The 22,514-nt window shown below is 63.4% G+C and carries 21 protein-coding genes; 4 read left to right on the forward strand and 17 right to left on the reverse strand.

What is annotated here, in order from left to right; genetic code table 11:
• Positions 1 to 50: 50 nt before the first annotated feature.
• Positions 51 to 1,136 (forward strand): hypothetical protein, encoded by a 1,086-nt coding sequence (locus GXP34_10180; GenBank protein NOY56336.1) that lies wholly within the window; start codon positions 51 to 53, stop codon positions 1,134 to 1,136.
• Positions 1,137 to 1,336: 200 nt separating this feature from the next.
• Positions 1,337 to 2,113: a methyltransferase domain-containing protein gene (locus tag GXP34_10185; protein ID NOY56337.1), complete on the forward strand. Its 777-nt coding sequence runs from the start codon at positions 1,337 to 1,339 to the stop codon at positions 2,111 to 2,113.
• Between the two features lies 1 nt (position 2,114).
• Here the strand turns inward: GXP34_10185 and GXP34_10190 are convergent, their stop codons facing one another.
• The 8 genes from GXP34_10190 to GXP34_10225 all read right to left on the reverse strand — a co-directional run bounded on the left by GXP34_10190 (position 2,115) and on the right by GXP34_10225 (position 8,166).
• Positions 2,115 to 2,939: an iron transporter gene (locus tag GXP34_10190; protein NOY56338.1), complete on the reverse strand. Its 825-nt coding sequence runs from the start codon at positions 2,937 to 2,939 to the stop codon at positions 2,115 to 2,117.
• A gap of 167 nt (positions 2,940 to 3,106) precedes the next feature.
• Entirely contained in the window at positions 3,107 to 3,430 is a 324-nt protein-coding gene (locus GXP34_10195) for a c-type cytochrome (GenBank protein ID NOY56339.1), read from the reverse strand.
• Positions 3,427 to 4,329: a c-type cytochrome gene (locus GXP34_10200; protein ID NOY56340.1), complete on the reverse strand. Its 903-nt coding sequence runs from the start codon at positions 4,327 to 4,329 to the stop codon at positions 3,427 to 3,429. Before GXP34_10200 ends, GXP34_10195 begins: the two co-directional genes overlap by 4 nt.
• A gap of 19 nt (positions 4,330 to 4,348) precedes the next feature.
• The gene (locus GXP34_10205; GenBank protein ID NOY56341.1) at positions 4,349 to 4,852 is read right to left on the reverse strand and encodes a Rieske 2Fe-2S domain-containing protein; all 504 of its coding nucleotides are present in this window, start codon (positions 4,850 to 4,852) and stop codon (positions 4,349 to 4,351) included.
• Positions 4,849 to 5,370, reverse strand: a complete 522-nt coding sequence (locus GXP34_10210) for a hypothetical protein (GenBank protein ID NOY56342.1) — start codon at positions 5,368 to 5,370, stop codon at positions 4,849 to 4,851. The genes GXP34_10205 and GXP34_10210 overlap by 4 nt, the downstream gene beginning before the upstream one ends.
• A 2-nt stretch (positions 5,371 to 5,372) precedes the next feature.
• Positions 5,373 to 6,122, reverse strand: coding sequence for a DUF4405 domain-containing protein (locus GXP34_10215; protein NOY56343.1), 750 nt, complete (start codon positions 6,120 to 6,122; stop codon positions 5,373 to 5,375).
• Positions 6,123 to 6,127: 5 nt separating this feature from the next.
• Positions 6,128 to 7,930 carry an FAD-dependent oxidoreductase gene (locus GXP34_10220; GenBank protein NOY56344.1) on the reverse strand — a complete coding sequence of 601 codons (1,803 nt, stop codon included), beginning with the start codon at positions 7,928 to 7,930 and terminating at the stop codon, positions 6,128 to 6,130.
• The gene (locus tag GXP34_10225) at positions 7,927 to 8,166 is read right to left on the reverse strand and encodes a hypothetical protein (protein NOY56345.1); all 240 of its coding nucleotides are present in this window, start codon (positions 8,164 to 8,166) and stop codon (positions 7,927 to 7,929) included. The genes GXP34_10220 and GXP34_10225 overlap by 4 nt, the downstream gene beginning before the upstream one ends.
• Before the next feature lie 364 nt (positions 8,167 to 8,530).
• Between GXP34_10225 and GXP34_10230 the strand changes: the two genes are divergently transcribed.
• Both GXP34_10230 and GXP34_10235 read left to right on the forward strand, forming a co-directional pair.
• Positions 8,531 to 10,006 carry a c-type cytochrome gene (locus GXP34_10230; GenBank protein ID NOY56346.1) on the forward strand — a complete coding sequence of 492 codons (1,476 nt, stop codon included), beginning with the start codon at positions 8,531 to 8,533 and terminating at the stop codon, positions 10,004 to 10,006.
• 70 nt (positions 10,007 to 10,076) lie between these two features.
• Complete coding sequence (locus GXP34_10235) at positions 10,077 to 10,649, forward strand: molybdenum cofactor guanylyltransferase (protein NOY56347.1); 573 nt, start codon at positions 10,077 to 10,079, stop codon at positions 10,647 to 10,649.
• Positions 10,650 to 10,729: 80 nt separating this feature from the next.
• Here the strand turns inward: GXP34_10235 and moaA are convergent, their stop codons facing one another.
• The 9 genes from moaA to GXP34_10280 all read right to left on the reverse strand — a co-directional run bounded on the left by moaA (position 10,730) and on the right by GXP34_10280 (position 22,445).
• Complete coding sequence (moaA, locus tag GXP34_10240) at positions 10,730 to 11,752, reverse strand: GTP 3',8-cyclase MoaA (protein ID NOY56348.1); 1,023 nt, start codon at positions 11,750 to 11,752, stop codon at positions 10,730 to 10,732.
• 201 nt (positions 11,753 to 11,953) lie between these two features.
• Positions 11,954 to 12,853 carry a respiratory nitrate reductase subunit gamma gene (gene narI, locus GXP34_10245; protein ID NOY56349.1) on the reverse strand — a complete coding sequence of 300 codons (900 nt, stop codon included), beginning with the start codon at positions 12,851 to 12,853 and terminating at the stop codon, positions 11,954 to 11,956.
• On the reverse strand, positions 12,850 to 13,353 hold the full coding sequence (locus tag GXP34_10250; GenBank protein ID NOY56350.1) for a nitrate reductase: 504 nt from the start codon (positions 13,351 to 13,353) through the stop codon (positions 12,850 to 12,852). The genes narI and GXP34_10250 overlap by 4 nt, the downstream gene beginning before the upstream one ends.
• A complete protein-coding gene (narH, locus tag GXP34_10255) occupies positions 13,353 to 14,867 on the reverse strand; it encodes a nitrate reductase subunit beta (protein ID NOY56351.1) in 1,515 nt (504 codons plus the stop codon). The genes GXP34_10250 and narH overlap by 1 nt, the downstream gene beginning before the upstream one ends.
• A gap of 11 nt (positions 14,868 to 14,878) precedes the next feature.
• A complete protein-coding gene (locus tag GXP34_10260) occupies positions 14,879 to 18,493 on the reverse strand; it encodes a nitrate reductase subunit alpha (GenBank protein ID NOY56352.1) in 3,615 nt (1,204 codons plus the stop codon).
• Positions 18,490 to 19,296: a c-type cytochrome gene (locus tag GXP34_10265; GenBank protein ID NOY56353.1), complete on the reverse strand. Its 807-nt coding sequence runs from the start codon at positions 19,294 to 19,296 to the stop codon at positions 18,490 to 18,492. The genes GXP34_10260 and GXP34_10265 overlap by 4 nt, the downstream gene beginning before the upstream one ends.
• Positions 19,293 to 19,703, reverse strand: a complete 411-nt coding sequence (locus GXP34_10270; protein NOY56354.1) for an Rrf2 family transcriptional regulator — start codon at positions 19,701 to 19,703, stop codon at positions 19,293 to 19,295. Before GXP34_10270 ends, GXP34_10265 begins: the two co-directional genes overlap by 4 nt.
• A complete protein-coding gene (locus tag GXP34_10275; GenBank protein NOY56355.1) occupies positions 19,703 to 21,001 on the reverse strand; it encodes an MFS transporter in 1,299 nt (432 codons plus the stop codon). Before GXP34_10275 ends, GXP34_10270 begins: the two co-directional genes overlap by 1 nt.
• A gap of 91 nt (positions 21,002 to 21,092) precedes the next feature.
• Positions 21,093 to 22,445 carry a hypothetical protein gene (locus GXP34_10280; GenBank protein ID NOY56356.1) on the reverse strand — a complete coding sequence of 451 codons (1,353 nt, stop codon included), beginning with the start codon at positions 22,443 to 22,445 and terminating at the stop codon, positions 21,093 to 21,095.
• Positions 22,446 to 22,514: the final 69 nt, after the last annotated feature.

Below are 22,514 nucleotides of genomic sequence, written 5' to 3' on the forward strand. Positions count from 1 at the left end.
CCAATCACCGAAAGCAGCCGCCGCCGATTGCACAGCTACTCTGCACCTCGATGCTCATCCCCGACTACGCCGGTGGTTCCCTCGCCAACCTCTCCGCAGAGCTGGAGCTACGACTCACCGGCGCCACCGCCGCGACGCCGATGCACTCCTCGCTCTCGACACTGATCCCCGAAGCGGGAACCTACGTGATCGTGCTCTTCGACGGGCTCGGCGATCATCAACTCGACCATCCTGCGGCCGCCACCCTGCGAGCATCTCGGGTCGACGCCATCGACGCGGTGTTCCCCACGACCACGAGCGTCAACCTCGCATCGCTCGTGACGGGCTTCACGCCGGTCCGCCATGGACTCATCGCCCACCAGTTGTTCATGCGCGGCGCGGTCGTCAACACGCTCAAGTGGAAGACCCTTGGCGGAAACCCCGTGGCATTCGACACGAGGAGCGTGCTACCGAGCCCGAACCTGTGGGAACGTCTCACCATGGCCGGCATCGAGCCGATCACCGTGCAGCCCGGTGCCTTCGAGTCCAGTCCACTCAGCCGTGCCCTGTATCGCGGATGCCGGTTCGAGCCTGCATGGAGCCACCAGGAACTCATCGACGCAAGCGTGCAACTCGCCGCCGGTCGGAAACGGCTCATCGTCACCTATGTTCCCAACGTCGACGTTGCGGCACACGTCCACGGGCTCGCATCGGGCGAGTACACGGAGGCGATGCAGGTCGCCGATGGTGTGTGGAGCAGCATCGCTGCCCGGCTGCCCGCAGACACGGTGATGATCGGAATCGCCGACCATGGCCTCGTCGACTATCCCGAGAGCGCCAAAGTCCAGCTGCGACGGCCTGAGGGCCTGCAGTACTACGGCGATCCGCGCGGCGTACTCGTGCGTGGCCCGGCACCGTCGGCGGAGGAACTCGCTGCGACGGTGCCGGCGACATGGGTGCCGATCGAGACACTCCGGGCCTGGTGGGGACACGAACACCCCCATGGCGATCTACGACGCCGCTCCCCCGTGGGAGCGTTGGTCCCCGATCGTGACCATGTGCTCCTGCCCAGCGGGATGGACAAGCGGATGGTCGGCTACCACGGCGGCTTGGATGAGCGAGAGGTGAAGGTGCCACTGTTGGTCGCCACAGGCTGAGGCACCGGGCAGACCGTTGAGCAATGGGACGTGTTCTCCCCCGCCCCGGCGCGCCCCTGCGGTACCTCCGGCCCGCGGCCCAACGCCGACCTAAGGTCGCGATACGGAATACCAGGCACCGGAGTAGCGAATAAGGGGAACGAAGCGAGCCTGTGTGCTCGAGTCGACATCCCCAACCGGAGATCGCCATACTGCGCCGCGTGGAACATCCTCCACTTCCCAGAGGAACCGTCGTCCTGCCCGGCACGAACATCGAAGGCGCATGGACGCGCTTCTATCCGTTCGAGGCGTTGCACCATCTCCATTCGATCTGCAACCCGATGTCCTCAGAGGATCTCGACCGCCTCGTCGATGTTCTCGATCCTCGAGACGGAGACCAGGCGCTCGACCTCGCATGCGGCCACGGCGAACTCCTCAGACGCCTTTCCCGGCGCGCCGCCATCGGGGGAACCGGGGTGGATCTCTCCCCGTGGGCGCTGCGACGAGCCACAACACACTCGACGGCGATTGCCTGGTGGCTCGGGGACGCCGCCGAAGTTCCCGAAGTGCCGGACTGGGAGATCGTGACCTGTCTCGGCGCTTCGTGGATCTGGGATGGCTTCGCCGGTACGGTATCTTCCCTCGCGGCCAGGGCCACATCCGGCGGTCGGATCGCCATTGGAGACCTTCGACTCGCGACGCCACACGCTCGCGAAGCTCTCGGCAACGCCCCTGAGGCGGCCTCGCCCACCGAGGACGAACAGCTCGCAACGTTGCGGAGTATCGGACTTCAACCGGTCGAACAGATCGTCCCGGACCCGCAAGCATGGAAGACCTACCACGACCTCGTCATCGAGTCTGCCGAGGCCTACGCCGCCAGACATCCCGAGGATCCGGCCGCAGACCACAGAGCCATGGCCCGAGCGTGGATGCACAACGACTACGAGCGTCTACGTGCCCACCTCGCCTGGACCGTGTGGGTGGCGCGCACGCCGTGAGTCATACCGCCGGCGCAGGCACAGGACGGCGGCCCGTCATCTTCAAGAAAGCGACGAGCACCGGGATCAGGTATGCCCAGTAGCCGCCGAGCGTCAGTAAAGACGGGTTGTACGAGATGCCGAAAAGTGCCTTGGCGAAGCTGCCGAACAGGCTCGTGGAAGGGTCGAGAAACCCGAGCGTCCACACGTGCTCGACGACCACCGGCAGAAAGCCGGCCTCCTGAAACTCGTGGATCCCCTTGCCGATCAGACCGGCGGCCACGACGACGATCAGAGTCCCCGTAATCCGGAAGAAGAGGCGCAGATCGATCCGGCGGCCTCCTCGATACACGAGATATCCGATGCCGACCGCAACGATCAGACCGAACAACCCGCCGACGAATTGAACACCCTGAGCCTCGACTCCCACCGCAACCGAAATCATGAACAGTGCCGATTCAAGCCCCTCTCGCAGCACCGCCACGAACGCAACCGCCGCGAGGCCAAGCATGCCGCCGGAGGCGAGAACGGACCCGGCTTCGTTCTCGAGGTGCGCCTTGAGTAGATGCGCCCTGCTCCCCATCCAGAAGATCATCCATGTCAGCAGTCCTACTGCGGCGAGTGCCACAGCCCCTTCCGCAATCTGTTCCGCACGACCTTCGAGCGATCCGATCGTCCGGAAGATCACTGCACCCGCGACCAGTGACACACCCGCTGCGGCAGCGGTCCCGGACCAAACCCAACGCACCCCCCGGTATTGCTTCGACCGCACGAGATAGGCAAGCAGGATCGCGACGATCAGGGCTGCTTCGACTCCTTCACGGAGCATCACCAGGAATCCGGCCATAGGACGACGCCTCCATCGCTGAAAGCATCAGCCTATTAGCACTACGCGCGTAGTGCGAACCATATGATCGCGCTCACGCCCTCATCGGGTTCGAGGTCGCGGGAACACCCCACCGCCTCGCCGGCACTCGGCACTTCCCCCTGAGGGGAAGACAAACCCTGGCGCTCTCAGCCGTTCTGGACGGATCGGATGTAGTCCAGGACCGCCCGGATCTCCTCATCGGAGAACGCCGGCATGGCCGTGCCCGCCACACCGTTCTCGATGGCTCCAAGTAGTTCTGCGTCGGGATCACCGGCCGCAGGCGAGTTCGCATCGAGAGCCTTACCGACACCACCCTCCAGATTCGCGCCATGACAGGCGGCACACTTCGCCGTGTAGATCGCCTTGCCATCGACGCCGCTCGAAGGCGCCGTCGTGGCGGTCGACCCGCCGCTCGAACACGCTGCTACCAGCAGCGCCAACACTGCAATGACAATGACCATGCGTCTCATGGATTCCTCCCCTTGGCAGGTCGAAACCTATCACGCAACACGGGTTTGTGGGGCCAACACCGCCTCAGGTCCTTGCTTCCTCCAACGCAGATCGGGAGAAACCGAGTCGGATCGAAGACATCCCCATCACTTCGGCTCGTTCCTCGCCGAGCCCACATCCCCCTGAGGGGAAGACAAACCCTGGCGCTCTCAGCCGTTCTGGACGGATCGGATGTAGTCCAGGACCGCCCGGATCTCCTCATCGGAGAGCCGCTCCACGCCGGCATGGCCGTGCCCGCCACACCGTTCTCGATCGTCCCGAGTAGTTCCTCGTCGGGATCACCGGCCGCAGGCGAGTTCGCATCGAGAGCCTTACCGACACCACCCTCCAGATTCGCGCCATGACAGGCAGCACACTTCGCCGTGTAGATCGCCTTGCCATCCGGTCCGGCTGCTCCAACGGTGGTCGTGGTACCGCCTCCGGTGGCGGACGGTGCCGCCAGTGGCTCCCGCCAGTTCGGACGATCGGGTGCGCCCTTTTCCAGCGAGCGCAGGTAGGAGGACAAGGCATTGATCTGTTCGAGGGTGAACGGACCGTTGAAGTCCTGCAGGTAGGCACTCATCTGCGTCCCCGGAATACCGACCGAGACGAGCGAGCGAATCTGCTCGTCTGACACCGAGCCGAGAAACTGCTTCGAATTGAGTGCAGGACCGATCCCCCCGGTGGCGTTCTGGCCATGGCAGGCAGCGCAGTTCTGCACGAAGAGTTCATCACCGGTGGCAATCAGATTGGCGACATGCTGCGCTTTTGCCTCCGCGCGCCTGTTCGGTTCGACCAGCCTGTAGGCGACAAACGCCAGCACGAGGAGCACCAGCAGACCGACACCCCACAGCATCCACCTGTTCGTAGATTCATCCATCTTCGGATCTGGTGGTCGTTCAGGCACTTTCTGTCCCCCCGCAGTTTGGGCCACGCAGCGGTTCATCGATCGTCTCGGGGCCGCGTGGAGGCCCGAGAGTCACCAAACCCGTGTCCACTTGAACGATGCCGTCGACGATCTCCACCGCGTAGCGATCCATGCCTCGGGGAGCAGGGCCCTCCCGCCACTCTCCAAGTCGGTTGAACTTCGAGCCATGGCATGGGCACTCGAACTCGCCAGACGAATCGCACCACGGCACCCGGCATCCCAGGTGTGGACATTTCCACGAGAGTGCCACGGTCTCGCCCTCGATTTCGGCCACATACCCACGAATGGCCGGCAACTCGGCGACATCCACGGTCGGGACGTCGGCGACGGGGCCTGCTTTCACCATTCCCCCGAAACCGGAGGTCTCGCCCGGCTTGAACATGTCCCAGCTTGTCCAGGCACCGGCAACACCAACGAGACCGAAACCCCATTTCCAGCCTCTGGCCAGCAGCTCTCTTCGGTTGATCTTGCTCATAGCTCTCCGTACCAATCCTTCCACGGCCAGACCCAACCCCAGTCGGGACCTCTGAACATGAACCCGATCAGCGTGAGCAGGATCCAGACGACCATGAAGATCGTGAACGTGGCGACGGCCACCTTACGGAATCTTGGCTGAAGGTGAGGGTTCCGGTCGATGTACGGCAACGCGGCCAAGCCGAGCACGATCGCGCCCGGCAAGAGGACTCCCGCCACCAGCGGATGGAAATGCGACAGGAGTTCCTGCAAGGCTGCAAAGTACCAAGGGGCCTTCTCGGGGTTCGGGGTCAAGTTCGGATTGGCGATCTCCCGCAGCGGAGCATTGAACACGACCGCAAGAAGCACGACGACTGCAACGACGACCAGAGCCGTCACGGCATGACGCACGAGCAGATGTGGCCACACCATCACCGGATCCTCCTCCGACAACACCTTCCGCTTCCCACCGGGCGGGATGCCGGGTACCACGCCAAGGACACGATGCCCCTTGATCACCTTCGGTTCCTGGTCGTCCATGGTCACCTCCCCACCGCTGCGACGTCCTCTTCGGCACGCTCCTCGTCGGTCGACTGCGTCAACATCGAGTCCTTCCTCCAACGCCAGAGATGGAACGTCACCACGATCACCAGCACCGTCGGCAGCACGGCGACATGCAGCACGTAGAAGCGGAGCAGGGTGGAAGAGCCGACTTCGGAACCGCCCAACAGGATCTTCTCGATGAGGCCTCCCAGCACCGGCACGAAACCTGCCATCGAGCTTCCGACCGTCACCGCCCAATACGCCAACTGATCCCAGGGAAGCAGATAGCCCGTGAACGAGAGCAGCAATGTGATGACGAGCAGGACGACTCCGATGACCCAGTTGAACTCCTTCGGCTTCTTGTACGCACCGCGATAGAACACCCGGGCCATGTGGATTGCCACGATGAGCACCATCAGGTGGGCAGACCAGCGGTGAACGTTACGCACGTATTGCCCGAACGGAATACTCGTCTGGATGCGCAGAATATCGAGGTACGCCGACGCCGGAGACGGCACATAGAAGAACATCAGATAGATGCCCGACAGCACGAGTGAGCCGAAGAGGACCAGAGCTGCAACACCCAGATACCACGAGTAGCGGAAGCCGATCTCCTTCCTCCTCATCTTCACGGGGTAGATGTGCAACAAGAAGCTCGCCCAGTGGCCGGCGGCACGGTCGCGCTCCGTCACGCGGTCGGGAGTCCTCCAGATGGAGCGCCCGATCGTGGACTCTCTCACTTGTTTCATCAGATTCATACTTGCACTCCCACTTTTGGCACCCCCACTCCCGTCCACAATCCCATGGACAGGGCGTCCGTCGGGCACCGCTCGATACAAAGCGCGCACCGAATGCATGCACGCTCGTCGAACATCAGCGCCGTCGACCCTGCCGGACCGGCCCCAACCTCCTCTGCCGGAACGAGCGAGATCACATCGATCGGACACACGTCGGCGCACAGCGCGCACAGCACGCACTCACTGGCGTCGAGGAGGATGTTGGCAAAACAGCGTAGGCATCGTTTGGCCTCACACCGAGCCATCTCCTCGGTGAACCCTGTCTCGACCTCCGTCAGGCCGATGCGACGATCGGTCGGAGTCGTGGGGACATCGATGCGCCCGATACGGTCGTAGATGTCATCGAGACGGTGAAACTGCTCCAGCCGGACCATCTGGCCTCTCTGTTGCTCCTGGATCTCGCCACCGAACGCCTTGTGGATCTGCGCCGCGGCGATCCGACCGTCGGCGATACCGAGGATCAGTGTTCGGGGCCCTTTTGCGGCGTCGCCACCGGCCCACACCATGGGTATCGACGTCTCGAGGGTGTCGGGATCGATCTGGATCGTCCTGCGGGGGGAGACCTGCGGACCGTCGGCGCCGAGCGCCTCGACATCGACCGACTGACCGATGGCCAGGATGATCGTGTCCGCCTCGTGCAGTTGAACATCATCGTGGTCGAACTTTGGCGCGAATCTCCCGTTCTCGTCGAACACCGACAGCACACCAATCGTTTCGAGTCCGGTAACGCGGCCACGAGTGTCCGTCAGGATGCGAGCGGGCCCGCGACGGTGCACGAACGCGATGTTCTCATTCACGGCCTCTTCGAGCTCGAACTCCGAGGCAGGCAACTCCTCGACCGATTCGAGCGAGATGACCTTCACGTGTGTCGCTCCGGCTCGAGCCGCGGTGCGGGCAACGTCGAGAGCTTCGGTGATAGCGGCCGTCTCTTCCACCTGTTCGAACCGGCTTTCCAGAGCCTTGGTCTCGTAGGCGTCGCGCCGCAACGCAGTCCGTGCGGCATCCATCGCCACGTCGCCGCCGCCGATGACGATCACCTTCTCGCCGATGTCCACCTCAAAACCTTGATTGGCGTTGAGGAGGAACTCGACGGCCTTCAAGACGCCATCTGCGTCGCCTCCGGGGATGTCGAGACCGCGTCCCAAGAACGCGCCGAACGACAAGAAGACGGCGTCGTGACGCTCTCGTAGTTGATCCAGCGTGACATCGGCACCGAGTCTCGTATTCAGCTGCACCTCGACACCCATGTCGACGATTGCACGGATCTCCGCCGCGAGCAGGCTTCGATCGAGGCGATATTCGGGAATGCCGAGAACCATCATCCCGCCGAGAACTCCCGTCGCTTCATACACCGTCACCTTGTAGCCGAGACGTCGCAGGTCGTGCGCCGCCGACAGCCCTGTCGGCCCACCACCTACGATCCCCACGCTGTAGGGGAGATCGACGAGTGGTGCTCCAGCCACTTCCTTGTACATGTCGCTGCCTGCTTCGACCCCGTACCTCTCGGTGACGAACCTCTTCAACGCCCGAATGGCGATCGGCCGGTCGATCTCCCCCCGGCGACACTCGTCTTCGCATGGTGCAGCGCACACACGACCGCAGACCGAGGCAAATGGGTTCGGCAACCGGGCGGTCAAATAGGCGAACTCGTCCTCACCGTCCGCGATGGCGGCCACGTATGCGCCTGCGTTCGTGTGAACGGGGCATGCGGCCAGACACGGGATGTTCTCGTCGTAGAACTGGAGGGGCCCGATCGTCATATCTTCTGCGCCTTCTGCAGGTGGCGAAGCGCCACCATACCGACCGCCAGCGCCGTAAACCAGACCCCCGAGACCACAATGTCCTGGACGGCTCTCGGGGCGCCGGAGATCGGGGCCACCTTGAACAGCACCGAAGGCAACCACACGGTCATGAGGAAGAAGGAGAAGAACAGGACGAAGGCGCGCGCATACGCGCCTTTCCAGGTGAACGATTCGTGACCCGGTTTCACGACCATGACCACGAATCCTTCCGAGCGGACGAGGGCTGTGAAACTACCCGACGGGACCCGAAGCCACCGGCCTCTCGATGCACCGCACCGTTGCACTCGAAGAGAACTTCCACCGTGGATGCGAGCAACATCAAGCGGACCATCGGTTCTCTCCCTCTCGTGAACGCGTGCATCATATCCCCGTGTCTGACCGTACCTCTGGCTGTCGTCTTCGAGCGCTCGGGAACTCGCAGATTCGAGCCGGCCATCCGAGCCTACCGCGCAACGGATCATCAGCGAACTCGAATACTATGACACGAGGATCCTTATTGATAAGATCCACCAATCCCTAGGCGATAACGGGGTCGAGGGAATAATGATCGGAGGGATCATGAGACGGACCCGCCTTTTCGCCGTGCTGTTTGTGTTCACACTTGTCGCTGCCGCCTGTTCGAGTACAGCCGAGACGACAACGACCACGACACCGGTACAGACGACGACAACGACGAAAGCCGCCACCACGACAACCGCCATGAAGGTCGCCCAAGGAGATGTCGTCAAAGGCGGCCTCTTGTACGACAAGTGGTGGAAAGCCCTCGGTATCGACGAGCCATCCGGCGACATGCCACTGTGGGCAACCCAGAGTACGAATACCCGATCCGGAGCCGCCACCTGGCGCTGCAAAGAGTGCCACGGCTGGGACTACAAGGGCGCCGAGGGTGTCTATGCCTCCGGTTCCCACGCGACCGGATTCCCCGGAATCTGGGATGCGCGGTCCAAGTCGTATGACGATTTGAAGGCCATCCTCACGACGGGGGATCACGATTTCTCCGTGATGGGCGACGCAGCCCTGGAGGACTTGATCACGTTCGTCCAACAGGGCCTCGTGGACACGTCGAAGTACATCAACGCCGACAAGACCCTCATCGGGGCCGATCCCGACCGAGGCGACGGACTCTTCGACAGTGCCTGTGCGGCCTGTCACGGTGCGGACGGCACGACGATCAATTTCGGTTCTGACGAAGAGCCCGAGTTCGTGGGTACCGTCGCATCGGACAACCCGTGGGAAGCGCTTCACAAGATTCGCGTCGGCCAGCCGGGCGCGGCGATGCCGGCGGCGCTGAACGGCGACTGGACCATCCAGGACATGATCGACGTCATTGGCCATGCCCAGACGTTCCCCACCGAGAAGACCGGGGAGGATCTGAGCGCAATAGCGTTGGGCGGCAGACTCTACGACAAGTGGTTCAAAGTCGCGGGCGTGGACGCGCCCGACGGCGACATGCCGCTGTGGGCAAACCAGTCCACGAACACCCGTAGCGGCGCCGATACCTGGCGCTGCAAAGAGTGCCACGGCTGGGACTACAAGGGTGCCGACGGTGTCTATGCCTCCGGTTCCCACGCGACCGGATTCCCCGGAGTCTGGGATGCACGAGACTGGACCAGCGAACAGATCGTTGCCCAGATCTCCGGCAAGAACGACCCGAATCACGACTTCTCGCCGTATCTGTCCCATGACCAGCTGCACGCACTCGCCGTGTTCATCACCAACGGCATGTTCGACAAGTCGACGCTGTTCGATCCGGCCACGAAGACACCCACGGCAGGCGATGCCGCCGAAGGGAAGAAGCTCTACGACGCAGGATGCGCGGCGTGCCACGGTGCGGACGGCACGCAGATCAACTTCGGTGACGACGCCGAACCCGAGTATGTGGGGACGGTCATGGTCGACAACCCGTGGGAAGGTTCGCACAAGATCATGTTCGGCCAGCCCGGAACCGGTATGCCGACCGGGATCGAGAGCGGCTTGAGCATCGAGCAGCTTCTCGACCTGATCAAGTACATGCAGACGTTCCCGACCAGCTAGAGACCCTCGCCAACATCGACAATTGCGGCCCCCGGATTGCCGGGGGCCGCTGCTTTGGTAACGTCGCCCCATGGCACTCGGAGTCATCCTCGCCGGCGGAATGTCACGACGCATGGGAACCGACAAGGCACTCGTCGACGTGGCCGGACGCCCCATGGTCGAATGGGTTGCCGCAGCACTCCACCGCGTGTGTGACACGACGATCGTCGTCGGCCGCGAGGATCTCGATGGCCTGCGATGTGTGCCGGACACACAGACGCGCGTTCGTGGCCCGCTCGCCGGCCTCGTGACTGCGCTCGGGTCGGCGCACGGCCAGGCCGTCCTACTGGTTGCAGTGGACCAACCCTTCCTTCGATCCCAGACGATGCAGAGGCTGCTCGACCTGGCTTCGAACGAGGCAGTGGTACCGATCGATGGAGCCAGGCAGGTGACCTGCGCCGTCTATCCGGCCTCCTGGGCATCCGAGACGATCGACGAGGTCGAATCCGGCGGCTCGATCCAGTCGCTCCTCGACCGGCTGGCACATCGCCGGGTCGAAGAATCGGAGTGGCGCGCGTGGGACGAGGATGGGCGCTCCTGGTTCAGCGTCGACACTTCCGGGGCACTGACCGAAGGCCTGGCCCGGTACGGGCCCCCCGGATAGCAGCCGGCAGGGACACTCGCCCCGGTTGCCCACTCCCACGCCGGGTACCGGATACGAAGCACGGGCAGGCGAAGCCTGGCCTATCCCCCGATATAGCTCATCTCCACTCTGGGCAGGTCCGAGGTCCGCGACGAGCGGAGTTCCGAGTATCGGTCATCACGGCGCTCCCATAGACGTGTGATCTGCGCCGAGATCTCGTCATCGGACGCGCCGGACCGCAGTGGGGACCGCAGATCACGACCAGTCGTCGCGAACAGGCATGTGTACAGCGACCCGTCGGCCGAGACCCGAACCCTCGTGCACGAGCCACAAAACGGCATCGTGACGGAAGCGATCACCCCGATCTCACCACCACCGTCGACGTAGCGAAAGCGCCTGGCGACCTCTCCCGGGTAACGCGGCGCCAGCGCTTCGATTGGATAGACCGCATCGACCGTCTCGATGATCTCGCCGGCGGGTACCACGTCATCGAGACGCCAGCCGTTCGTGCCTCCCACGTCCATGTACTCGATGAACCGCAGGATGTGACCCGTGCCCCGGAACTCTCGTGCCATGTCGACGATCGTATGATCGTTGATACCACGTTGGATCACGGCGTTGATCTTCACCGGTCCCAGTCCGACCTCTGCTGCGACGTTGATCCCGTCCAGAACCCTGGCGACAGGAAAGTCGACGTCATTCATCGCACGGAACACGGTGTCATCCAGCGAATCGAGACTGACGGACACCCGATCGAGACCGGCGTCCTTCAAGTCGGCCGCATGCTGGGCCAAGAGAGCCCCGTTTGTCGTCAGGGTGAGATCATCGATTCCATCGATCGCACTCAGGCCGGCAATCAGATGACCCAGATTCCTCCGCAGTAGCGGTTCGCCACCGGTGATACGAACCTTGCGAACCCCGAGTCCGGCGAAGATCCGCACCAACCGCTCGATCTCCTCGAGGCTGAGCAGGAGATCCCGGCTGAGAAACTCCCACTCCCGATTGAAGATCTCCTTCGGCATGCAATACGTGCAACGAAAGTTGCAGCGGTCGGTGACCGAGATACGCAGATCTCGAAGGCATCGCTCAAACGTGTCCGCTATGGCAGTACGGTCATCAGTCATCAGTCATCAGTCTATGTTCGGACCGCAGTATGCAGATCCGATCCGCCTGCGGCAAAACGCCCAGCGCCTTGGCCGGTGACATTCGTGGTGTCGATGCCGAGGCAGGGGCGTCGGGTCGACACGGATCGACCCGTCCCATTCGTTCGAGTCGAGTTGTCGGGTCGATCCGATGTCGATCGCAAGACCCGCACAACGACGGCGCTAGATCCTGGCGGTCCGTTGTGCCCAGCGCAGACCGAAGATCACGAAGGCCAGCAGGACCAGCCAGGTACCGCTGGCCGCGAGATCCTGCACCAGACGCGGGGCGCCCGACAGCGCCGAGCTCTCCAGCAGCGCCGAGGGCAGCCAGACGGTACCGACTGCGAAGACAACGACGATGAGCACACCCCGCAGCCAGGCCGAGCCCCAGCTGATCCCCGACAGCCTCGGGACTTCTCTCCGCACCCAGACGACGATCTGCCACGGCCGTATCAGGTATCCGAGCGGCACCGTGATGATGTGTACCAGCCGGGAGAAGGGGAAGAGCGCGAGGAAGACGAAGAACAACACGACGTGCGTCTGCGTAATGAACGGCATCGAAGCCAACAGATCCGCACGGGGCTGAAGCGACAGCAGTGAGCGCACGTAGGGGACCATCACGCCGAGCCCCCACACCGACCCGAACCGGTACAACACCGCGGTCAGCACTCCAGTGAGCACCTGGAAGCCGACAAGTGTCAGCACGATGCCATCCATCAATGAGGTCACCGCGCGGACTCTGTGCTCCGTCAGACGTCGATACCCGAGCACGAGCAGCCCACCGAGTGCCCAAACGCCGAGAGCGAACCCCGTGGCCTCCAGCAGGTAGAGGCGGACCGGAGCCCTATTCCAGACGAGGAATGTCTCCGGTACCACCAAGGCAACGAGGTGGGCGGTGAGGATGACCACGACCCCCCAGTGGAACGACACCGAGCCCCAGAAGAGCTTCTTGCGCTCCAGCAGTTGCGAGGACAATGACGACATGGTGAACGGACGGCGAACGGCACGATAGAACGTGCCGATCACCGCCACGGCGGTCGCCACGTACGGGAAGATCACGAACAACAACAGGTTCCAGTTCATGCGGCACCTCCAACGGGCATCGATACCGCCCTCGTCGCCTCGAGAAGGAAGCGGTAGGGGTTGTCGGGTTCGGCCTTGGCGAGCGCCTTCACCATCCGATCCAGGGCATTCGGAAAGATCTCGACCAGACCCGGCAGCGGCTCGGACGCCACGGCAAGGTAGCGCAGCACGGGGTCGAGATGGTCCGACAGTTCTCCGAGCGGGTCGATCCCGGCTTCCTTCTCGACCCGCTGCATGTCTGCGAGGAACGCTCCTCGCTGGTAGCTGTCCTCCCAGATCACGTAGCCCACATAGGGAACGAACAGGGGCGAAAGGTCCAGCGTCCGGGTGTGCAGCTCCTCCCAGCCCTCCTGACCGAGAGATCCGATCACGTCGACGAATCGACCGAAGTGGCGGCGAATCGACGAATCCTCGACCGAGCCCGCGGCCGACCGCAGGAACTCGAGACTTTCCGGGCCCGGATAGCGAAACCCGGCGGCGAGCGCATCCAGATCGGTCATCATGCCCCCCTCACCGGGGCCTGGAGATAGCCGAGACCGGTCTCCCCCTTTCGGGCAAGCGGATCGCCGTAGATGGCCTCCTGAGACATCTCTCGGTGATAGGGAGGAAACACGAACCGATCCTCGATCGTCGGCAGTGTCGTCAGGCGATAGATCACTTCTGCCTCTTCAACGGTCGTGCCCGCCTCGGCGAGGACCTGAACCGTCGCGTCGTCGATGACCCCGTCCACACTCTGGCGACGCTTGTAGATACGGATGGCGAGCATCTTGCGGAGGATCCGGCGGATCGGCTCCTCGTCGCCGAGTGAGAAGAGATTCGCCAGGTACCGGATCGGGATCCGGGCCTTGTCGAGGTTCTCGAAGCGCTCGAAGTCGACCTGTTCGGGCGGAAGATCCAGCTTCACGAGACCCTCCTCGATCACGGAAACGACCGGCGAGAGCGGCGGAACATAGAACATCATCGCCATCGTCCGGAACTCCGGATGCAGCGGCAGCGCTATGCCCCATTCCTTCACGAACTTGTAGACCGGTGACGCCTGGGCGGCTTCGATCCACCCGTCGTCCAGGCCCGAAGCCTTCGCGGCAGCAATCACGGCCGGATCGGACGGGTCGAGAATCATGTCGAGTTGTGCATCGATCAAATCGCCTTCGGGCACCGCGGCGGCCTCCGGGATTCGGTCTGCGTCGTACAGCAGTACGCCCATGTAGCGGATGCGCCCCACGCACGAATGGGCGCAGGCGGGAGCCTGGCCGGTCTCCATGCGAGGGAAGCACAGAATGCACTTTTCGGACTTGCCGGTGGACCAGTTGTAGTACACCTTCTTGTAGGGGCATGCGGCCACGCACATCCGCCATGCCCTGCACTTGTCTTCGTTGACGAGCACCACGCCGTCTTCGGCTCGCTTGTAGATGGCACCGGATGGGCACGCTGCCACACACGCCGGATTGAGACAGTGGTTGCAGATCCGTGGCAGGTAGTTGAACACGACCCGTTCGATCTCGTCCATCTGCGCCTTCACGTCGGCGGCAACCTGGTCGAAGTTCGGATCGTTGGCCGCATAGATCGGCGACCCGGACAGATCGTCGTCCCAGTTGGGGCCGCCTTCGATGTTCATCTCCTCGCCGGTGATCGCCGAGATCGGTACTGCCGTCGGCTGGTCGTCACCGGCGGGGGCGTCAAACAGGTCCTGGTACCGAAAGGTGAATGGCTCGTAGTACTCGTCGATCTCGGGCAGGGCCGGGTTGAAGAACAGATTGGCCAGACCCTTCGATCGCGAATGCAGCCGCAATCGAAGCTTGCCCGATTCGTCGCGGGACCAGCCGCCCTCGTAGTGCTTCTGGTCTTCCCACCCGGTGGGGTAGCCGGTCCCGGGGCGGGTCTCGACATTGTTCCACCACATGTACTCGGCACCTTTGCGATCCGTCCACAGGTTCTTGCAGGCGACACTGCACGTGTGGCAACCGATGCACTTGTCGAGATGGAACAACATGCTCATCTGGGCTCGAACATCCATGCGATTCCTCCTCAGTACTCGGGTCGATCGATTCGGCGCAGGTAGACGAAAGTGTCTCGGTTCACCCCGGTCGGACCCCAGTAGTTGAAGGAGTAGGTGAACTGGCCATATCCGCCGCTCATGAGCACGGGCTTCAACCGCGCTCGTGTCAACGAGTTGTTCATACCGGCTCTTCGCTTCCGCAAAGGAGAGATCGGGATGCCGACGGTGCGCTCGGTGGCGTGGTAGACGAATACGGCGCCTCGTGGAATGCGAGAAGACGTTACGCATCGCTGGACGAAGACGCCGTTGTCGTTGAACAGCTCCACCCAGTCGTTGTCGGTGATACCCAGTTCCGCGGCATCCTTGGCGTTCAGCCACACCGGGTAGCCGCCGCGAGACAGGGTCTTCATCCGGATGTTCTCGGAGTACGTCGAGTGGATACTCCACTTGCCGTGCGGAGTGATGTAGTTGAAGAGCTTCCCCTGGGCTTCGACCTTGACCCGCTCCGTCTCCAGCAACATCGTGTGGTCGGGTCGCGGTTTGAAGGTCGGAAGCGACTCACCCCAGGTCAGGTAATTCTCATGGTCAAGGTAGAAGTGCTGGCGTCCGGTCAGCGTGCGCCACGGGACATCACGTTCCACGTTCAGCGTGTAGGGACTGTATGCCCTGCCGTCGTTCACGATTCCGCTCCACGTCGGAGTCGTGAGCACCCTTCGCGGCTGGGCAACGATATCTGCGAACGTGGTTCGCGTGCTCCGCCGGCCATCGGCGAGATCGACCAGGTCCAACCCCGTCTTGGCGCCTTCGGCCTCGAAAGCCCGATAGGCGAGTTCGCCGTTCGACGCAGGGTCGAGATGCAGAATGGCCTCGCACACCTGCCGATCGAACTCGAGCGAAGGGTACGGTCTGCCATTGAGCGCCTCGATCCCGATGGTTCGAGGCTGGCGCTCGATCAGCTGCCGGTAGAAGTCCGCGACAGGGAACTTGATCCCATGTGCGCCAACCCCGTTCTTCTCGATTCCCCGTCCGAGCGACACCATCCGTTCGTAGAGGCCGGTGTAGTCACGCTCAACGACCTTGAACTTGGGCATCGTCTTGCCGGGAATCCCCTCGACCTCGCCCTTGGTCCAGTCGCGCGTGTCGGTCTGGGCGATCTCATCGACGGTGTCGTGCTGCAGCGGCAGCATGACGATGTCCTTCAGGGGACCCGACAGGTGAGCCTCTGCAAGTTCGGAGATCTTGTGAGCGATCGCCTTGTAGATCGCCCAATCCGACTTCGACTCCCACGCCGGCGCCACCGCCGCCTGCATCGGGTTGATGAAACTGTGTAGGTCGGTCGTATTCAGATCGTCCTTCTCGTACCAGGTCGCCGCCGGAAGGACGATGTCCGAGTAGAGGGCGCTCGTGTCCATCCGGAAGTTCAGATCGACGATGAGGTCCATCTTGCCGATTGGCGCCTCGGGTCGGAACGTGACCTCTTTCACCGAGTCGCCGGCGTGTTCTTCGGCGACTGCGTTCGAGTGCGTGCCGAGATAGTGGCGCAGGAAGTATTCGTGGCCCTTGGCGGAGGTGCCGATGGCGTTGCCCCGCCAGATGAACCAGGTTCGCGGCCAGTTCTCAGGGGCGTCCGGGTCGTCGATGGCAAACCGAATGTCGCCGGATTTGAGGCCCTCGACGACGAAGTCGATGATCTCGGCGTCGGTGGTCGCCCCTGCAGCCTGCGCCCTCCGGGCAAGGTCCAGCGAGTTCTCGCCGAACTGTGGAAAGAACGGCAGCCAACCCTTGTGGACGGCTCGCACCTGATGATCGATGGTGTGGTCGTCGAGACCGGCGTTCCCGGGCAGCGTGTCGTAGTCGGAGTAGCCCCGCTCGTAACGCCACTGGTCGCTGTGCACATAGTGAAACGAGGGCGTGTTCTGGTGACGGGGAACCATCCCCCAGTCCCCTCCGAAGGCGATCGGAGCCCACGAAGCATGCGTCACGAGCTTCTCCTGCCCGACGTAGTGCGCCAGACCGCCGCCGTTGACGCCAACCGAGCCGGTGAGCATCAAGGCGGTGATCCCTGCCCGGTACAGCAGGTTGTTGTGATACCAGTGGTTGACGCCGGCGCCGATGATGATCAGGTTCTTGCCCTTGGTCTGCTCCCCGTTTGCCAGCCACTCGCGGGCGAACCGGATGACGGTGTCACGATGGATGCCGGTCTGCGATTCCTGCCACGCAGGAGTGAACGGCGCCTCCACATCGTCGTACCCGGTCGCGTACGCTCCTCCGAGACCGCGATCGACACCGAACTGGGCCATCATCAGGTCGAAGACGGTGGTGACGGCGACCCGACCTTCCTCGGTCTCGATGTACCGGACGGGCACGCCGCGTGTCCGGGTCGTCCCCTCCGCAAAGTCGTCGAAGGCGACCTGCTCGACGGCGTCGTGACGCTCGACGAACGTCAGGTCCGGATCGAGCGCCTCGCCGGTGGTCGCATCCTCCGGTTTGAGATTCCACTTGCCCTTTTCCTTGTCGGCCCACCGGAATCCGATCGTGCCCTTGGGCATACGAGGGCGGTTCGACGTGCGGTCCCACCAGAGCATCTTCCAGTCGCCATGCTCGGTGCCGGCGTACTCGGCGACACGACCGGCGCGCAGGTACTTCCCCGCCGTTCCACCGCTGATCTCGACGAGGAACGGCATGTCGGTGGTTCGCTTCACGTAGCTCGTGAAATACGGGACCTGGCGATCGGCATACGCCTCTTTGAGGATGACGTGATCGACGGCCAGCCAGAAGGCCGTGTCCTGCCCGGGATGGGCCGGGATCCACCAGTCGGCGTACTTGGCGACCTGGGAGAAGTCGGGGCTGAACACGGTGAGTTTCGCGCCCGCGTGCCGGACCTCGGCGATGAAGTGACAGTCGGGAGTCCGGGTCATGTTGAGGTTCGAACCGACCACGGCGATGAACCTCGAGTTGTACCAGTCGGCGGATTCGGCCACGTCGGTCTGCTCACCCCACACTTCGGGAGAGGCCGGCGGCAGGTCGCAGTACCAGTCGTAGAAACTCATGACGACGCCGCCGAAGAGGGAGAGAAACCGGCTCCCCGAGGCGTAGCTGATCTGAGACATGGCAGGGATCGGAGAGAACCCGATGACACGGTCGGGGCCGTGCTTCTTCGCCGTGTGGACCGATGACGCGGCAGCGATCTCGAGCGCCTCGTCCCAGCGGATGCGGCGGAACCCGCCCTTGCCCCGCGCCTGCTGGATCCGGCTGCGCTTCTCGGGATCCGCCATGATCGATGCCCATGCGTCCACCGGGTCGTTGTGCAGCCGCCTGGCGGCGCGCCACAGGTCGATGAGTGCCCCGCGAGCATACGGATACTTGACGCGAATCGGGCTGTACAGGTACCACGAGAAGGAGATCCCCCGTTGGCACCCTCTCGGCTCGTACGGTGGAAGGCCGTCTTCGAGACGCGGATAATCGGTGGCCTGCAACTCCCAGGTCACGATGCCGTCCTTGACGAACACCTCCCAGGAACAACTCCCCGTGCAGTTCACCCCGTGGGTGGTGCGCACCCGCTTGTCGTGCTGGAAGCGGTTTCGGTAGAACTCCTCCCACTTGCGCTCCGCCGGAGCGACTTTCTCTTGCGTCCAATCCTTCATCGCCCGCTCCTCAGTCGTTCCACATAACTCGTCCGTGATCTCCTGAATATCAACATCACCCCGAACAACACCACTGCACCGATCACACCCAGGACCAACAGCAGATCGACCCCGCCCGACGAAGGCTGTGTCGTCGCGAAGTATGCGGCGAGGTCGGCCCGCTCCGCGTCCGTGAAGGGGCTCGCCCCGAACACCGGTTGCATCGTCGGGGACGGCGGGTTGGCCAGGACGGCGAAGACACCGTCGGTGCCTCCGAATCGAGCAGACAGGTCGGTGAGGTCCGGTCCCAGCGTGCTGCCACCGAGGTTGGTGTGGCTGCCTGCACTGTGACATGCGATGCAGGCCGGTCCGCCTCCGTCCAGCCGCTGCACACCGACGAAGATCGCCTCGCCACGCTCGGCGGAGCCGGTCACGGCCGCCGCGGTCGGCACGGTTACACCCGCGGTAGTAGTGGTCCCGGCCGGCGACCCTTGCAGATCACCCTGCACGTGACCGATCAGCGCGGCGATGTCTGCGTCGCTCAGTGAGGAGAACGGAGGCATGACGCCGTCGTATTGGACTCCGAGCACCTCGATCGGCCCCGAAAGCCCCCCGGTGATCACGGTGCGCACGAACTCGGCATCCTGAACTGCCGGGTTGCCGGCGAGAGGGGGGAACGATCCTGCAACGCCTTCGCCGGTGGGACCGTGGCACGCCGCACAATTCGTCTGGTAGATGGTGGCGCCGTCGGGTTCGGCGGCCGAGGCCGCAGGCACGACGGCCATCGTCATGAACAGCGTCGCCGCGACGAGGTAGCGGATCATGGATGGACTCCTTCCTCGATGTCCGAGATCTTGGTGTTCGCGAGTTCGGCCAAGAGGGCGTCACGGGCCCGACTCCATGCATCGTGCAAGGCGCAATGCTCGGTCACCGGACAGGGGGTTCCTCTCAGCACGCAGCTGCCGTCGACGGTCGGGCCCTCGACCGCCTCGATGAGATTCAGCAACGAAATCTCCGACGTGTTCGTATCCAGCCGGTAGCCCCCTGTAGGGCCCGGCTCGGAGACCACCCAGCCCTTCACTACCAGCGGCTTCATCACCTGGGCGATGAATGGAGCCGTGGTCCCGATGATCCCGGCCAGGTCTGCGCCCTTGACGAGACCATCGGTGTGATCGAGCTCGAGTACTGCCTTCAATGCGAGATCGGCTTTCTTCGTGATCTCGAGCCGCATCACACCACCTGGGCCACCGGGTGTTGCGCGGCCCTCTTCAGCCCATAGGCTACGCCGAGTGACAGCACGGCGAGGATCACGAATACGACAAACCCCGTCGCGTATCCCGAGAGATCCGTGCCTTTGACGAAGAGACCCATCAACGGGGGAACGGCGAAGCCTCCGAAAGCGCCCAGGCCTCCGACCCACCCGGCTGCACCGCCGACCGCCTCGGGGACTTCCTGTGGTACCAGTTTGAAGACGGCGGCGTTGTTCACGCCCATGCCGATCGCCATGAGGATCTCTGCAAACAGCGAAAGCCCGACACTCGTCGAGAGCGTCATCAGCACGGCACCTGCCAGCAGCGAGGCAAGCGACAAGATGGCCGTCAGCTCTCCGCCGATTCGGTCCGCGACCGAGCCACCGACGATGCGAATCAACGAAGCGAGGATCGAGAACGTCGCGGTGAACGCTCCCGCCGCGACAAGGGAGACCCCCAGGTACTCTTTCCAGTAGGTGGGAAGCCACGCGGTCAGGGCTATGAACCCGCCGAAGGTCGTGAAGTAGAGCACCACCATCGCCCAGGTCTTCCAGTTGCGTGCCGAGATCTGGAGCGTTTGGAGCGCCGTCCCTGCAGGGAACAGTTCCTCGCCGAGTTCCTGTGCACGCGTCTTGGACTCCTCGACGGAGAGCCCGTGGTCACGGAACTGGAAGAATGGGGCGTTCTGGCCCATGCGCCAGTAGAGGAATGTGCCGACGACGAGCAGCCCGAGCCATGCAATATAGGCGGTGGAGAGGCCCGCGGCACTCAGGATCAACGGCAGCAGGAACGAGAACATACCCGGAGCAAGGTTTCCGGCACCTGCGAACGTGCCGAGCGCCCAGCCCTGGCGTGACTGCGGATACCAGTACGACACCTGGCTGATCCCCACGGAGAACGTGGCGATCCCCGCCCCGCTCAGCACTCCGAGCAGCAACAGGAGCGGATACATTCCCGGTGTCAGATTATCCGGATAGAGGGTTGTGACGATGACGGCAAGACCCGTCATACCCACCACCGACGACAGGAGCAACACGATGAACGGCTTACGTCCCCCTGTCGTGTCGACCCACGCAGAGAACGGAATCCTCAGCAGCGATCCCGAGAGTGCCGGCGCAGCCACCAACAAACCGACCTGTCCCGGGGACAGGTCCATGATCTCCTTGAACTTGTGAGCGGTAGGTCCGAAGAGCGCCACCGCAGCGAACCCGAAGAAGAAACCGAGAGTGGCGGCAAGGAGGCCGGAGCTCGGTGTCCCCTTCGTCCGAAGGTCAGCCATGTTTCCTCCAAGACTCTCTTAGTCCATGACTATACGACTCCGCGACCATACCGCCCCGTCGACTCGCTTGTCAACCTCTGCGGTTGGGGGATCAGCCCTCTGGTTCTCCGTCCGTGGATTCTCCGGCGATTGGGCCGTTTCCCGCGATCGGCGGGAGCGGAAACTGGTCGGGTTGGTGCCATTCGGGTCGGGCCCGGGCAGGCGGTTCGGTCACACTCCCCTGTTGGAAACCCGAGGCGGACGGTACCCCGACCGGTGGTCCGGTCGCGCTCCCCTGTTGACGACTCGAGGCCAAGCCGACCGTCCACGCACCCAGACCGAGGACTGCCATGATCAGGGCAACGACGGTGCCGAAGACAGGGATCAACAACGAGATCACCCACAGCAGCGAGCCGACGAGGAAACCGGCCTGGCCACTGCGCCGCCATCCCAGGAGCCGACCTCCTACCGCCGTCAACACGGGGATCGGAGCCAGGAGCACCCCGAGCATGATCATCCCAAGCACCGCGAGCGCGATCGGCCCTCCGACGACGACCACCGGCAGTGCCATCTCCGGGGAAGCGGCAAGTGCCAGCCCGGCGGCGAAACTGATGAGCAGGATCGGCACCGTCATTGCTGCCAGCCCGACGAAGAACGTACGCACCGGGGACTGCCGAACCGCAGCCACCGAGCGTTGCAGCATACGCGGTGCAGCCCAGAACATCAGGAATCCGAAGATCATGACCGTGAGCACGGTCACCAGTTGCGTCAGCGCGAACATCGCCTGCACGGCCACATTGGGACGGACGGGTTCCCGATGCACGATCTGCCGTCCGACATCCACACCCTTCCCGATGACCGCATCGGCCGAAGACCGATAACCGAGCGTCCCCCCGATCCGCGTCCCTGCAGCGACCTCCAACCGGCCGACCGTCATGTCGACATCACCGTCGATGGAACCGCCGATCCGTGCACGGTCGATCGTCTGCCCACCGATGTCCCGTCCAACGGTGCCGGACGCGTCGAGGTTGAAGGTCCATGCGAGCAGATCCCGACCGATGTCGCCGGTAACGGTCACCTGCGACGCTCCGGCGAGAAGGTCACCTCCGATCTTCCCGTCGACCCGCACCGTGGCCGCCCCGACCCTGACGGACCCGTCGACGGTTCCGGTGATCACGACACTCGACGCCACACCGGTCACGCTGCCCAGCACGTGGCCGCTGATCAGGACTTCCCCGGTGGCGGCAAGGAGCACATCTCCCTCCACGGTCCCTTCGATGACGATCCGGTTCCCGGCCGCATAGAGGTCCTCGCTCACGACATCGCCCTTCTGTACCAGAACGAGGTCTGCTCCGGCCCGATCGGCCGTGACGAACGGGGCGTGTGCCGCAGCAGGTGCGGCAGAGATGAAAAGCAGCAGCCCGGAAGCCATGAGAAGTGTGGCGAGTCGAAGTGAGGTCTTCATGTCTGGCACCATTCTGGCCGAATCGTGACCACAGCGGCGAACCCAGGGCTCAGGGGGGTCGCCAGACCC

The organism is Actinomycetota bacterium (genome assembly GCA_013152275.1).
Classification (GTDB): Bacteria; Actinomycetota; Acidimicrobiia; order Spongiisociales; family UBA4744; genus BMS3Bbin01.

Excerpts from the sequence above, each read along its gene's own strand:
- GXP34_10180 (NOY56336.1), top strand. The coding sequence starts at position 51 with ATGCTCATCCCCGACTACGCCGGTGGTTCCCTCGCCAACCTCTCCGCA.
- GXP34_10190 (NOY56338.1), bottom strand. The coding sequence starts at position 2,939 with ATGGCCGGATTCCTGGTGATGCTCCGTGAAGGAGTCGAAGCAGCCCTG.
- GXP34_10195 (NOY56339.1), bottom strand. The coding sequence starts at position 3,430 with ATGAGACGCATGGTCATTGTCATTGCAGTGTTGGCGCTGCTGGTAGCA.
- GXP34_10200 (NOY56340.1), bottom strand. The coding sequence starts at position 4,329 with ATGGATGAATCTACGAACAGGTGGATGCTGTGGGGTGTCGGTCTGCTG.
- GXP34_10205 (NOY56341.1), bottom strand. The coding sequence starts at position 4,852 with ATGAGCAAGATCAACCGAAGAGAGCTGCTGGCCAGAGGCTGGAAATGG.
- GXP34_10210 (NOY56342.1), bottom strand. The coding sequence starts at position 5,370 with ATGGACGACCAGGAACCGAAGGTGATCAAGGGGCATCGTGTCCTTGGC.
- GXP34_10215 (NOY56343.1), bottom strand. The coding sequence starts at position 6,122 with ATGAAACAAGTGAGAGAGTCCACGATCGGGCGCTCCATCTGGAGGACT.
- GXP34_10220 (NOY56344.1), bottom strand. The coding sequence starts at position 7,930 with ATGACGATCGGGCCCCTCCAGTTCTACGACGAGAACATCCCGTGTCTG.
- GXP34_10225 (NOY56345.1), bottom strand. The coding sequence starts at position 8,166 with ATGGTCGTGAAACCGGGTCACGAATCGTTCACCTGGAAAGGCGCGTAT.
- GXP34_10230 (NOY56346.1), top strand. The coding sequence starts at position 8,531 with ATGAGACGGACCCGCCTTTTCGCCGTGCTGTTTGTGTTCACACTTGTC.
- GXP34_10235 (NOY56347.1), top strand. The coding sequence starts at position 10,077 with ATGGCACTCGGAGTCATCCTCGCCGGCGGAATGTCACGACGCATGGGA.
- moaA (NOY56348.1), bottom strand. The coding sequence starts at position 11,752 with ATGACTGATGACCGTACTGCCATAGCGGACACGTTTGAGCGATGCCTT.
- narI (NOY56349.1), bottom strand. The coding sequence starts at position 12,853 with ATGAACTGGAACCTGTTGTTGTTCGTGATCTTCCCGTACGTGGCGACC.
- GXP34_10250 (NOY56350.1), bottom strand. The coding sequence starts at position 13,353 with ATGACCGATCTGGATGCGCTCGCCGCCGGGTTTCGCTATCCGGGCCCG.
- narH (NOY56351.1), bottom strand. The coding sequence starts at position 14,867 with ATGGATGTTCGAGCCCAGATGAGCATGTTGTTCCATCTCGACAAGTGC.
- GXP34_10260 (NOY56352.1), bottom strand. The coding sequence starts at position 18,493 with ATGAAGGATTGGACGCAAGAGAAAGTCGCTCCGGCGGAGCGCAAGTGG.
- GXP34_10265 (NOY56353.1), bottom strand. The coding sequence starts at position 19,296 with ATGATCCGCTACCTCGTCGCGGCGACGCTGTTCATGACGATGGCCGTC.
- GXP34_10270 (NOY56354.1), bottom strand. The coding sequence starts at position 19,703 with ATGCGGCTCGAGATCACGAAGAAAGCCGATCTCGCATTGAAGGCAGTA.
- GXP34_10275 (NOY56355.1), bottom strand. The coding sequence starts at position 21,001 with ATGGCTGACCTTCGGACGAAGGGGACACCGAGCTCCGGCCTCCTTGCC.
- GXP34_10280 (NOY56356.1), bottom strand. The coding sequence starts at position 22,445 with ATGAAGACCTCACTTCGACTCGCCACACTTCTCATGGCTTCCGGGCTG.